This window comes from Zhihengliuella alba, assembly GCF_039538765.1.
Lineage (GTDB): Bacteria > Actinomycetota > Actinomycetes > Actinomycetales > Micrococcaceae > Zhihengliuella > Zhihengliuella alba.
The window spans coordinates 204,731-217,566 of the sequence record NZ_BAABCJ010000002.1; the positions used below are offsets into that span (position 1 = coordinate 204,731).

General features: G+C 70.4%; 6 protein-coding genes. 1 reads left to right on the forward strand and 5 read right to left on the reverse strand.

Annotated features, from left to right (window positions below):
- Positions 1–2: 2 nt before the first annotated feature.
- The 5 genes from ABD784_RS06715 to ABD784_RS06735 form a co-directional block, all read right to left on the reverse strand.
- The gene (locus tag ABD784_RS06715) at positions 3–6,215 is read right to left on the reverse strand and encodes an Ig-like domain-containing protein (RefSeq protein ID WP_344881859.1); all 6,213 of its coding nucleotides are present in this window, start codon (positions 6,213–6,215) and stop codon (positions 3–5) included.
- 182 nt (positions 6,216–6,397) lie between these two features.
- On the reverse strand, positions 6,398–7,588 hold the full coding sequence (locus ABD784_RS06720; RefSeq protein ID WP_344883436.1) for an adenylate/guanylate cyclase domain-containing protein: 1,191 nt from the start codon (positions 7,586–7,588) through the stop codon (positions 6,398–6,400).
- A gap of 718 nt (positions 7,589–8,306) precedes the next feature.
- The gene (locus ABD784_RS06725; protein WP_344881862.1) at positions 8,307–8,960 is read right to left on the reverse strand and encodes a PH domain-containing protein; all 654 of its coding nucleotides are present in this window, start codon (positions 8,958–8,960) and stop codon (positions 8,307–8,309) included.
- A gap of 76 nt (positions 8,961–9,036) precedes the next feature.
- Positions 9,037–9,927: a biotin--[acetyl-CoA-carboxylase] ligase gene (locus tag ABD784_RS06730; RefSeq protein WP_344881865.1), complete on the reverse strand. Its 891-nt coding sequence runs from the start codon at positions 9,925–9,927 to the stop codon at positions 9,037–9,039.
- Positions 9,928–10,081: 154 nt separating this feature from the next.
- Positions 10,082–10,915, reverse strand: a complete 834-nt coding sequence (locus ABD784_RS06735) for an SDR family oxidoreductase (protein WP_344881868.1) — start codon at positions 10,913–10,915, stop codon at positions 10,082–10,084.
- Between the two features lie 295 nt (positions 10,916–11,210).
- On the opposite strand from ABD784_RS06735, the gene ABD784_RS06740 reads away from it, so the two are divergent.
- Positions 11,211–12,815, forward strand: coding sequence for an acyl-CoA carboxylase subunit beta (locus ABD784_RS06740; RefSeq protein ID WP_344881871.1), 1,605 nt, complete (start codon positions 11,211–11,213; stop codon positions 12,813–12,815).
- Positions 12,816–12,836 lie beyond the last annotated feature (21 nt).

Here is a 12,836-nt window from a genome sequence, read left to right on the forward strand (position 1 = left end):
CGCTACCAACGCGCATCGTTGGATCTCGTTCCGTCGACGATGACGTAGACCGGCATGGCGTAGCCTGCCTGGTTCACGCACTGGACGTTCTTCGAGCCCCTGCCGTCGTTTCCGGCCGACATCGTGTGGGGGTAGTTGTTGAACTTCCCGTTCTGGTTGTAGCAGTCGACCCGGTACGTCCCGGGTTCGAAGTTCTCGATGTTGACCTGGAACGTGTAGCAGTTCGTGGGACAGCCCTCGTAGGAGTTGTTGAGGTTGCCCCGGGAGAGCGAGACCTTCCGCGCCGGCTTCGGATTCGTCTTCGCGGTGGCCTCCCAGCTCTCCCGCTGGCCCTCCGCGTCCGTCGCGACGATCCTGATGGTGCGCGAGGTGCTGTACTCGAGGTTGTTCACCCGTTCGACGCCGTCGTTCGCGGTCGAGTTGCCGCCCACGGTCACGTTGTATTTGACGCTGCGCCCATTGTCCTGGCCGGCCTTCGGGTTCCAGCGGAACTCGACCCAGTGGTCACCGTGGGACTTGCTGATATTCGCGTTGTCCCGCAGCGGCCCGTAGGCGCTGGTGTTGTTGCTCGGCGGACTCGGCTGACCCGCGCCGGCGGCGTTCAGGGCGCGCACCCGCCAGGTGTGCGGGTCTCCGTTGCTGCCGACATCGATCACCGCGCCCGGCCCACCGAAGGACTTCCAGCCGCCGCCGTCGGTCGAATACTGGTACCCCGTGATGTTCGATCCGTTGGCCGCCGGCGGGCTGAAATTCAGCTGCATCTGGCGGTCCTGCTTGGTTGGTTTGGCGGTGACGCTCTGGACGGCCTTGGGCCGGCCGTACGGCGTCACCGCGCTCGATGCCGCACTCCGGTCCGACCAGCCGACTCGGTTCTGGGCCTCGACCGCGAAGGAGTAGGACTTGTTGGTGCTCAGGCCGGTGACCGTCTGGCGCAGCTGATTCGATGGGATGTCCTCGATGGTGCGGACGATCGAGCCACCGCTGATGATCCGAAGCCGGTAATGCTGGATCGCCGCGCCGTTGGCACCCGGCGCCTTCCAGGCGACGTTCACCACGCCGCCGTCGACGGCGGAGTCGGCGCGTGACGCCGTCGGCGCCCCCGGCTTGAACGGCTTGCCCGCCGGGACCGTCGACGCGGAGTAGGAACTCCACTCGGAGGGCCGCTCGGCATCGTTCACCGCGCGGACCCGCACCTGGTAGGCGGTCCCGTTGTTGAGCCCCTTGAACACGTAGGACGTGCCGGTGACACCGGTGACCTGCGGGACCCCGCCGGGAGGCGCGGGAGAGATCTCGAGGGTGTAGCTGCGGATGGGCGACCCCCGGCTGATGGGTGCCGTCCAGTTCACGCTGATCTGCTGGTCACCGCTCGACGCGGTCGGGGCGGCCGGCCGCTCGGGCTCGACGTCCGGGCGCGCATCGGCGGACGCGGCCGAGGCGGGCGACTCGCCCACGGCGTTGGTCGCCGTGACCGTGAAGTTGTAGGTCTGGTTGTTCGTCAGGGGCCGGATGGTGCACGTCGTCGTCGCGCACTGCTGCGAGTGCCCGCCGCCGGAGACCGTGTAATGGGTGATCTCCTCGCCGTTGTTGGCCGGCGCGTCCCACGTGAGGACCACCTGCTGGTCCCCGACCGACTCGATCCGTGGCACGCCCGGGGCCGCGGGGGCGCCCTTGACGTTGAGCGTCACCGTTCCGGAGACGTTGCGCTGCGGATCCTCGGTGACGTCGCCGATCGTGTACTGGACACGCATGGTCCCGACGAAGCCGTCGTTGGGAGTGATGGCGACCTGGTCGCCGCGCACCTCGGCCGAACCGGCTTGGTGGGTGGCACCCTGGAAGTCGGTCGTGGCGATGGCCGAGCCCCCGGTCACCCGCGCGCTGATGAGCCGCAGGTCTCCCTCGCCCTCATACGGGTTGTGGTCGTTCGCAAGGACGTCCACCACCTCGGTGCGGCCCTGGTGCGCGTTCTCCACCCGGTCGGCGACGGCGACGGCGAGCTCCCGTGTGGAACCCGTGACGGTGACCGACATGGTGCCGGTGACCGGGGCGTTCACGCCATCGGTCACGGACACCGTGATGGACCCGCGCGTGCCGCGCTCGGTGTTCGCGGGCGCGCTGACGCTGAGGACGTGGCCGTCCAGGATCTCGGCCTGGACCCCGGCGATGTCGACGGACTCGACGGCGAACAGCAGGTTCGGCACGTCCTCCTCGTTCTGATCGTTCGCGGCGAGTCGCAGATCGAGGCGCGTCGGGTCCTCGCCCTGACCGACGTTGAGGGAGTTCGCCTGCAGCGTCGGCGGGAAGTTCTCCGGGTCCGGCTGCTCGGTCTCCTCCTCGGGCTCCTCCTCGTCGCTCTCCGTCTCCGGGTTCTCGCTGTCCGGGTCTGCCGGGCCCTCGGCGGGCAGCACGTTGACGGGCGCGGTGAGGACCGACGTCAGTCCCTCGGGGTCGTCCGGGCCGGAGCCGTCGGTGACCTCGAAGGTCACGGAGCCCGGGCCGGAGAAGTCCGCCGGGGGCGTGAAGGTGAGCTCGGTGGCCGATTGGACCAGGGTGCCGTCGCTGGCCGGGGCGGAGCTGACCTTGTCATCGGTGGTCAGGCGTGGCGATCGGCCGTCCCTGACCAGGACCAGGTCCTCCAGGTTCAGCGGAAGGGCCTCCCCCGCCTTGACCTCCAGATTGAGGTCGGTGCGCAGGATCGGACGCGCCGCGCCCACGCCGGGGACGTAGACGAACGCCGTCGAGGACAGCCCGTCGGGGTCAGTGACCGTGTAGGCGATGACCTGGGCGTCCTCGAGCACCCTGACGCTCAGGCCCTCTTCCGTCACGCGGGCGGAGTCCGGATCGTCCGGGAGGCCGATCTCGAGCTGGTCGGCGCGGCCGTCTGGGTCCTCGTCGTTGCGGAGGATGTCGACCTGGACCTCCTCCTCGCCGATGACCTCCTCGAGGCCCACGCTGTCATCGCGGGCGATCGGGGCCAGCAGCTTCGCCTCCGGATCGGACTGCACGGTCAGCGTGGCCGAGGACGTGCCGCCGCGGCCATCCGTGACCGAGTAGCGCACCGACGTCGTTCCCTCGTCGGGACGCGAGGTGAGGGCGACGCGTCCGTCGATGACCTCGGCGTCGGTGCTGGTGGCCGATTCGACCTCACTCATCAGGGCGATCGCGTCCCCATCGGGGTCCGTGTCGTTGTTCATGACGTCCACGGCGACGGGCCGGTCAGGCCGCACCGTGATGAAGTCGTTGATCGCCACCGGCGCATTGTTCGTCTCCGCCAGCGGGGCGACACCGATCTTGATGGTGCCGGTCGAGCGCGCTCCGAGCCGGTCCTCGACCACGTACGTGAACTCGTCCGTCCCGGTCGCGTTCTCGTGGGCCGTGTAGTCGATGGAGTTGCCGCGGATCTTCGCCGTGCCCAGGCTCGGCGACTCGCCGAACTGCACGAGCGACACCGAGTCACCGTCGGGGTCGATCCCGTCGATCGGGATCAGCACGTTGGTGCTGCTGCCGGCGAACACGCGGCCCATCACGGGCGCCGCGTTGGGCGGCTCGTTGTTCGCGAGCGAGCTCGCATCGGCGGCGGGCTGGACGTTGAACGTCACCTGGGCGCTCGCCTCCTGCCCGTCAGGCCCGGCGATCGTGTAGACGGCCGAGACCTGCCTGGACTTCCCGCCGAAGTCGCCGGCGCGGAACCGGACCGAATCGTCGGCGACCGAGATCAGGGACCCCTCGCCGAGGTCGTCGGTCTCGCTCAGCTCCGGCAGGAGCGTCAGCTCGGCCCCATTGGGGTGGACGTCGTTCTCGAGCACGTTCACGGTCACCACGTCGCCGGCGCGGACGACGGCGGTGTCGCCGTTGGCCTGCGGCGGATCCAGGTGCGGGGGCGCCGGGATGGGCGTCACGGTGATCTCGCCCGTGGCCTCCTGCGAGCCGTTGGAGACCGTGTAGTGGACGGTCGCCGGCGCGGTGGTCCCGCGCACGTCGGTGATCCGGACGAAGGCGTTGCGCTCGATGCTCACCGAGAACGGGGCCTCGTCCTGCGCCTCGACGCCGGTGACCACGAGCACCCCGCCGGCCGGGTCCGTGTCATTGCCGAGCACGTTGACCAGCACGTCCTGACCGGCCGGCAGCAGCGCCACGTCGCGGACGGCGACGGGCGGCTCGGGGTTCTCGGCCGGCTCCTGGAGGTCGATGCGGACGAGGCCGGGCGCACTGGCGGGACCATTCGTGGCGACGTACTTGGCGTAGTACGTCCCGGCCCGCTCGCCGGAGACGGTCACGGCGCCGGTCTCCGAGTTCGTGGAGATCTCCAGGCCCTGCACCTCGTCGACGGCGGCGAGGCGCAGGCCCTCGCCGGTCGGGTCGCGGTCGTTGTCCAGGGGCGCGAACGTGGCCTGCTGCCCCACCTCGGTCACCACGTGGTCGGTCGCCGTGATCGGCGGGACGGTCGACTCGGCGAGGACCTCGATCAGCACGCGGCCCTGGGTGCTCTCCTCGCCGTCGGAGACCTGGAGGGTGACCTCCTTCTGCCCCACGCGCTTGCCGTCGTCCTGGAAGCTCATCGTCCCGTCGGGGCGGACGCGGATGATGTCGTCGCCGTCGCTGGTGCCGCCCAGCAGCTGCAGATGGTCGCCCTCCGGGTCGGACCAGTCCGTCAGGACATTCTGGGTCACGGACTCGCCCTGCTTCACGCGCAGCGTGGTGACGCGCTCCTGCTTCGGCGGCTCGTTGGTCTCCTCGTCCACCACGCTCAGCGTCACCTGGGCGACGTCGGTACCGCCACGGCCGTCGTCGGCCCGGTAGGCGAAGGTGGCCGTGCCCGTCGCGTCCTCGGGGACCACGATCTGGTACCCGGTCCCGTCGTGGATCGGCTGCAGGTCTCCCACCGCGGGCGGCTCGCCCTCGAGCGAGGCGGTGAGCAGGTCGCCGTCGGGGTCGACGTCGTTGTAGAGGACCGGGAGGACCGTGGTACGGCCGGGCCGGACGCTGAACCGGTCCGGCTCGGCGAGCGGCTCCTGGTTCTCCTCGGTCCGGTTGGGCAGCTCGATCGCGTCGGTGATCTCCTTGGTCTCCTCCTCGGTCGACTCCCCCTCCCCGGCGGGCGGCTCCAGATCGCTCCAGTTGCTGACGATCTCCATGCCCTCGTTGGGGAGCCAGACCTGGCCGTTCGCAATGTCGTTGAGGACCACGACGTCGCGGTTCACGCGGAAGACGAGCTCGGCGCCCTCAACCATGTCGGGGATCAGGGTCGACTGGTCCTGCGCGTCGTCGTCGCAGTCGCGCAGGTACTCGCCGCTGGTCTGCCACGCGGCGTAGGTGCAGGTCCCGACGCGGACCGGCTCGACCGGGGTGCCGGCCGTCTCCAGCTGCTTGTAGTCGATGTCGCGTCCGTCGAGGCCGACGGTCGCGAGCGTGTTCGCGGTGGCGACGGCGACGCCGTCGTTCTCGGGGCCGGGTGCCTGGACCCGCGCGTTGGCGGAGTTCTCGACGACGGCCTCGCCGCCCTCGGAGGTGTACACGCTGCCGGTGGGCGCGTCGAAGACGACGGCGGCGTCGCCGACCGTCGTCAGCTGCGGCTCGGCGAGCCCGGACAGCTCGGGGATGGTGTGCTGCTCGCCGGGCTGGGCGACGCCCTCGTCGTCGAACGTGAAGCTGGCCAGCTCGCCCGTCTCGTAGTCCACGGTCCACACGACGTCCGTGACGCTGACGACGGCGCCGACGTCGCCCTCCGACTCGAGCAGCGGATCGGCGTCCTGCGAGGCGAACTCGGAGAGCCGGGCCGTCGTCGCGGCGCGCACCACGCCCCGCTCGTCGTCGGTCACGGCCACCACCTCGCCGCCGAAGGAGAACGACGAGTTCGCGGGGAGGTTGTTGTCACCGGCGAACTGGACCATCGCCGGGTCGATCGTGGTGACCGAGGCCTGCTCGAGGTTGCGGACCAGGACCCGGTCGCCGTCCTGGGCGAGGTCGAAATTGGAGAGCGGGGTGACGAGCCCGCCGTCCAGGACCTTCGACTGGTAGTTCACGTGGCCGATCTTGCCGATCGACTTGTTCACGACCCACACGCCGCCGTCGTTGAGGTCGACGTCCGCCGTCTCGAAGCCCGGGTAGAGAACCGCACCGGTGACGGTCAGCGCCACCGCGGCTCCGACGGCCGTCGCCTTGAAACCGGTGCTCTTCGCCGTGCTGGCCAGAGACGCGCCGGGCTTCTTCGGGGACATGTCGGGATACTTCCTCAGGTGTCGAGACGAGTGCGGTGAGCGGTTGCGGCGCGCCCCCACGCGCAGCAGCAGAACGGAGGCGGAGGCCTCCGAGGACTCATTCTAACGACGGAATAAAAACCCGCGCCATGGGGAGAACTCACCATGGCCGTGGCCTGGGCGGCCGCCCCGCCGGCCGACGCTCAGTCGACGACCAGCGACCCGCCCTCGCCGAGCTTCATGTCATACGGCTCGATATCCCCGAAGCCGCGCACTGACGTGGTCTCCTGCCGGGTCAGCACGAACCGCGGGTCGCCCTTGAGGCTGGACGCGGTGAGGGCGTCGGTGAGGATCTGACCCGGCTCGGCGAGCGAGGTCAGACGGGCGGCGAGATTCACGGTGGGCCCGTAGATGTCGCCGAGCCGCGAGAGCACGCGTCCCCAGACCACTGAGACGCGGGCATCGGGCAGCGCCTCGTCGGCGTTGAGCTCCTGGGCGAGCGTGAGGCCGATCTGCGCGCCGGCCTGCGGCGTCTCGGCCACGAAGAGCACCTCGTCGCCGATGGTCTTCACGAGGCGACCGCCGCCCACGGAGATGATCTCGGCCGACTTGTTCTCGAACCGCTGCACCAGCTGGGCCAGCGTCCGCTCATTCATGCGGCGCGAGAGCGACGTGTAGGACACGAGGTCCGCGAATCCCACGGCGCGGGCGAGCGGCAGCGGGGCATCGTCGTCGTCCCCGACGGACGGCGCGTCCGGGGTCCGGGCGCCGAGCCGCTGGATGGCCGCGTTCAGGTTCCGCCGCCACGAGTAGACGAGCAGCTTCTCGATGGGCTCGATGAGGTCCGGCAGCAGCTCAACCATGGTGCGCCGTGCCTCGAAGTCGCTCATGCCCTGGTTCTGCACCATGTCCTCGACGAGGGCCTCGATCTGCCAGACCGCCATGCGATCGGTCATCTGGCCGACCGACCGGGTGATCGAAATGGCGGTCTCCTCCGTGAGCCGCTCGCTGCGGACGGAGTCCACGATCGTCGCGAGGGCGTCGAGGTCGCGCTGGGTGAAGGCGACGTCGTCGTCCCCGTGGTTGGGGAATCCAAGGGCGCGCCAGAGTTTGCGGGCGCTGTGCAGCGAGATGCCGGCCTTCACGGCGACATCGCGACGCTTCATGGTGCGCTCGCCGCCCAGGAGGCGGGACTCGAGGCTGCGCGTGCTGGCCTTCACCTGCTGACGGCGGATGGCCTCCACCAGGGGCAGGTCGCGGGTGATGGGACCGGGATCCGAGGGCAGCGACTCCTTGAGGTCCTCGAACGGATCCGCTGCGGCCAGGTCCACCTCGCGGCGGGACCCCTCGGAGTAGCGGGACGCCTCGGGGAACGTCAGGTCCAGATCCGCCATGTCCGGTGTGGCCGCCGTGGCGTCCTTGGCCGCGATGGGACGGACGTCCAATTCCGCCGTGCCGGACGCGGTGCCCGACTCGCCGGTCCGGTGGGACTCGCCGGTCCGGTCGGGCTCGCCGGTCCGGTCGGGCTCGGGGAGCACTGGAGTCCCGGCGGTGCGGGCCTGCTCCTCACCGGGGGCCGACCGACGGGCCTGCTGCAGCCGCTGCGGCTGGTCGGCGTCATCGGTCGGGGCGACGGCCGCGGCCTCCGGGGCCGAGGCGGCATGACGCCCACGGCGGGTTCCGGGCCCCGCGACGACGGGCATCTGCAGCGTCGGCGGATGAGGATCGTCGCCGACGGAGTGGGCCGCGTCCGCCCGGACCGTCTGGTCCAGGCGCCCTTCGGGCCGCTCGCCGTCGGCGGCTGCGGGGCCGGTGCCGGTGCCGGTGCCGGTGCCGGTGCCGGTGCGATCGTCCCTCCCGGTGCGAGCCCCCGTGTCGGAAGGCGTTGGAGCATCGGTGGGCTCGACGGAGTCGGTGGTGGGCACCGACTCCGTGAAGGCCGTGCGGGCGGCGGCTCGATGGGCCGTCCCGAGCCGCTCGACGGAGGCATCGGCGATCCCGGACCGGTCGGGGCGGGCAGGATTCTCCGCAGGGCTCTGCTCGACGCCGTCGCCGGGGGCGCCCTCGATCGCCTCGCCGTCGGCCGCGCTCTCGTGGACGGACGGGTGCTGCTCAGACATGACGCATCTCCATCCTGTACTCGGTGCCGCCATGCCCGGCGGCACCGTGCCCGCCGCGGCGGTGTCCGCCCGGCTCCTGTCCCAGATCGCCGCGCATCGCCCAGTCCATGCGTTCGCCGGAGGCTCCCTCGCCGCCCCCGAACCCGGTCGGCCGCGGAAGGGCCTCGATGGCCTCGAGGGTCAGCTCGCGCATCCGATGCACGCCCGGCGTGTTCTTCAGGACCGTTCCTCCGTTCGACGTCATGAGCACGAGGTGCCCGGCACCGCTGCCGCGCTGCATGACCGACTGCCTCACGACCAGTTCACGAATCAGGATCAGCGGGAGTTCCCGCTGGGCGCGGGCCGCACCGCCGACGCGGATGATGATCCGTCGGTTCGTCAGGCAGTAGCGGGTCCTGATCCAACGGACGTAGGGCGTCGCCGTCCAGGCCAGGACGAGCAGCAGTCCCAGGCCGCCGATGCCCGGTTGCAGGATCGGCACGAGGTCGACGAGCCAGTCGGGCAGATCGTCGCGCGTCAGATACCCCAGGCCGAAGCACGTGGCTGCAATGACCAGCAGCATGAGGACCACCGGGCGGATGAGGACTCGCGGGTGCTGGCGCGTCTTGACGATGACTCGTTCGTTCTCGCCCAACTTGAGCCGCATCCTGCCCTCCTCCCACCGCTCGGGTGTCCTGCCTCACTGGTCGGCGCGTCCGTTCGCCGGCACGAATCCAGTCTAGTCAGGCGTAGCGTCCGTCCGCCCGGCGCAGGTGCACCACGTCCGCGGCGTGGACGGTGCGACGCGCCCCGCCCGGACCCTCGATGCCGAGTGCGCCGTCCATCCCCAACTCGCAGGCGATGCCCTCGAGGCGGGAGCCGTCCGGCAGCTCTGCCCGGACCTCGCAGCCGAGGGTCGCCAGGCGGTCGGCGACCGCGTCCCGCAGGGCGGCCAGGCCGCCGGGGCCACCGCCGAGGCGGACGCTCTCCAGGAAATCCCGGTAGCGGGACGCCACCCGCTCGAGGTAGGCGACGAGGACGTCGGTGCCGCCGACGCCGTAGCCGGAGTGGCGCAGGCTGGTGGCGGTCGGCACGGGCAGTTCCGCGGCGGACAGGTCGATGTTGATCCCGGCACCGACGACGACGCCCGGGCGGTCCTGCGCCCCCTCGCCGGGGACGAACTGCGCCAGCAGTCCGGCCAGCTTCCTCGGCCCGGTGCCGCCGGCAGCCGGGCCGGCCCCGGCGTCGGGAGCGGCCTCCGAAGCGACGTCGGGGGCGGGATAGAGCAGTACATCGTTCGGCCACTTAATCCGAGCGGTCACGCCGAGGGAGTCCAGCGCCTCGACGAGACTCAGGGCGCACAGCATGGACAGCCACCCGAAGGCCTCGGGCGGGAACACCGACGGCTTGAAGAGGACGGACACGGCCAGCGAGCTGCGCGGCGGTGCACCCCAGCCGCGCCCCAGGCGTCCGCGGCCGGAGACCTGGTGGTCGGTCACGATCACACTGAGGTCCGGGGACCGGAGCGCTGCGGCGGCCAGGTCGTCGTTGGTGGACCCGGTCGACTCGACCACGGTCACGCTCCCCAGCGGTCCCGCCGGTCCGGCCAGCGCCTCGATGCGCTCCCGGTCCAACGGGGCTCGGTCCGACGGTGCTCGGCCAGACGGAGCTCGGTCAGACGGAGTTCGGTCCAATGGTTCGTCCATGCCTCCAACCCTAGTTAATGCCGCTCACCCATGCTGTTTCGGACGGCGTGCCGCCGCGTGCCGGCACCGGCGCGGGTCCCGCTCAGAGGAAGATGTCGGGCACCAACCGGTCCTCGGGTGCCCCCAGGCTGTACTCGCTGAGGTCCAGGACTCCGGCCTCGCGCAGGACCTCCTCGTCCGTGAGGAACCGCCCGCTACCCTCGGCCGCGGATCCGGAGAGGACGGCCATCGCCGCGTCGGCGACGATGCGCGGCGAGCGGGCCGCCTGGACGATCCGTTCGCCGTCCGGCATGGCGCGGATGGCGGCGGTGTCGATCAGCGTCGCCGGCCACAGGGAGTTGACGGCGATGCCCTCGTCCTTCAGCTCCTCGGCGAGTCCCAGCGTCGTCAGGCTCATCCCGTACTTGGCCATCGTGTAGGCGAGATGCTCACCGGCCCACTTCGGATCCAGGTTCAGCGGCGGAGAGAGCGTCAGGATGTGCGGATCGCGTCCCTTCCTCGCGGACTCGCGCAGCGCGGGGAGTGCGAGCTTGGAGAGGAGGAAGGTGCCGCGGACGTTGATGTCCTGCATCAGGTCGTAGCGCTTCATGTCCACGTCGTCCGTCTTCGACAGGTCGATGGCCGACGCGTTGTTGACCACGACGTCGATCCCGCCGAACGCCTCCACGGTCGCCTCGACCGCGCGGGCGACGTCGTCGTCGTTCCGGACGTCTCCGACGAGGGGGAGGGCGCGGCCACCGGCCGCCTCGATCTCGGCGGCGGCCGTGTGGACCGTGCCGTCGAGCTTCGGGTGGGGCTCGCCGGTCTTGGCCAGGAGGGCCACATTGGCGCCGCGAGAGGCCGCGGCGAGAGCGATCGAGAGGCCGATTCCGCGGCTTCCGCCGCTCATGAGAAGGGTGCGCGATTTCCACTGCATGAGGCCAGCGTAACTGAGATCACAGCAAGATGTTACCGGTGGGTAACCCACGGAGTCCTCTCGCGCGCCGACGTCCCGGCATCGGACGACACGCGGCCGCCCGGAGGACGGAGGGCCAGCCTCGGCGGTAGCATTTTGTAGCTTTCCTACAGCGGGCCCTCGCGACGCCCTCACTAGACTGACGTGGGTAGGCCGGTGGATTGTGCCCTTCCTACAGGGTCCGGCCGGGGTAGCGGGTCGACCCGACGCCCGCACGGCCGCGCACCGCAGGACAACCGAAGGAGCCTTCACCACGATGAGTGACGCTGAGAGCACGGTCGAGATCGACCTGAACACCACGGCCGGCAAGATCGCGGAGTTCCGCCGCCGGCAGGCCCTCTCGCTGCAGCCGTCGGGCCCGGAGGCCATCGAGAAGCAGCACGCCCGCGGCAAGGGCACCGCCCGGGAGCGCGTCCACGCACTGCTGGACGAGGACTCCTTCGTCGAGTTCGACGCTCTGGCGGTCCACCGCACCAGCGCGTTCGGCATGGACCGGAAGCGCCCGGTCGGCGACGGCGTCGTCTCCGGCTACGGCACCGTGGACGGCCGCCTCGTTGCCGTCTACTCACAGGACTTCACCGTCTACGGCGGGTCCCTGAGTCAGGTCAACGGCGAGAAGATCGTCAAGGTCCAGGAGTTCGCCCTGCGCAATGGCTGCCCGGTCGTGGGCATCAACGACGGCGGCGGCGCGCGCATCCAGGAGGGCGTCGCCTCGCTGGCGATGTTCGCGGACATCTTCCGCAACAACGTGCACTCCTCCGGCGTCGTCCCGCAGATCTCCGTCATCATGGGCCCCTGCGCCGGCGGCGCGGCCTACTCCCCCGCCCTGACCGACTACGTGATCATGGTGGACAAGTCCAGCCACATGTTCATCACCGGACCCGACGTCATCAAGACCGTCACGGGCGAGGAAGTCGACATGGAGACGCTCGGCGGCGCCCGCCAGCACAACGCCACCACGGGCACCGCGACGTACCTCGCCTCGGACGAGGCCGACGCCTTCGACTTCGTCCGCGAGCTCCTGGACTACCTGCCCTCCAACAACCTCGCCGAGGCCCCGCACCTCGAGTTCGACGAGGAGCTCGAGCTCAACGAGGCCGACCTGGACCTCGACACGCTCATCCCGGACTCCGCCAATCAGCCCTATGACATGCGCACCGTGATCGAGCACATCGTCGACGACGGCGAGTTCCTCGAGATGCAGTCGCTGTACGCGCCCAACGTGCTGATCGGCTACGCCCGGGTGGAGGGCCGCTCGATCGGCATCGTCGCGAACCAGCCCATGCAGTTCGCCGGCACCCTCGACATCGCGGCGAGCGAGAAGGCGGCCCGGTTCGTCCGGCACTGCGACGCGTTCGGCCTGCCGATCCTCACCCTCGTCGACGTCCCGGGCTTCCTGCCCGGCAAGGACCAGGAGTTCCAGGGCATCATCCGCCGCGGGGCCAAGCTCCTCTACGCGTACGCCGAGGCCACGGTCCCGAAGCTGACGGTGATCACGCGCAAGGCGTACGGCGGCGCGTACATCGTCATGGGCTCCAAGAAGCTCGGCGCCGACATCAACCTCGCCTGGCCTACCGCGCAGATCGGCGTCATGGGCGCGCAGGGCGCGGTCAACATCCTCTACCGGCGCGATCTGGCAGCGGTCGCCGCCGAGGGCGGCGACGTGGAGGCCAAGCGCACCGAGATCATCGAGGGCTACGAGGCCGAGCTGCTCAACCCGTACCAGGCCGCCGAGCTGGGGTACGTCGACGCCGTGATCGCCCCGAGCGAGACCCGGTTGCAGATCGTCCGCGGGCTGCGGGCCCTGCGCGACAAGCATGCGTCCCTGCCGGCCAAGAAGCACGGCAACATCCCGCTGTGACGGGCTGCCAGGCAATGAGCG

What these genes read in the sequence shown, in the direction of transcription:
- ABD784_RS06720 (WP_344883436.1), bottom strand. Translation starts at nt 7,588, where the DNA reads ATGGCGGATCTGGACCTGACGTTCCCCGAGGCGTCCCGCTACTCCGAG.
- ABD784_RS06725 (WP_344881862.1), bottom strand. Translation starts at nt 8,960, where the DNA reads ATGCGGCTCAAGTTGGGCGAGAACGAACGAGTCATCGTCAAGACGCGC.
- ABD784_RS06740 (WP_344881871.1), top strand. Translation starts at nt 11,211, where the DNA reads ATGAGTGACGCTGAGAGCACGGTCGAGATCGACCTGAACACCACGGCC.
- ABD784_RS06735 (WP_344881868.1), bottom strand. Translation starts at nt 10,915, where the DNA reads ATGCAGTGGAAATCGCGCACCCTTCTCATGAGCGGCGGAAGCCGCGGA.
- ABD784_RS06715 (WP_344881859.1), bottom strand. Translation starts at nt 6,215, where the DNA reads ATGTCCCCGAAGAAGCCCGGCGCGTCTCTGGCCAGCACGGCGAAGAGC.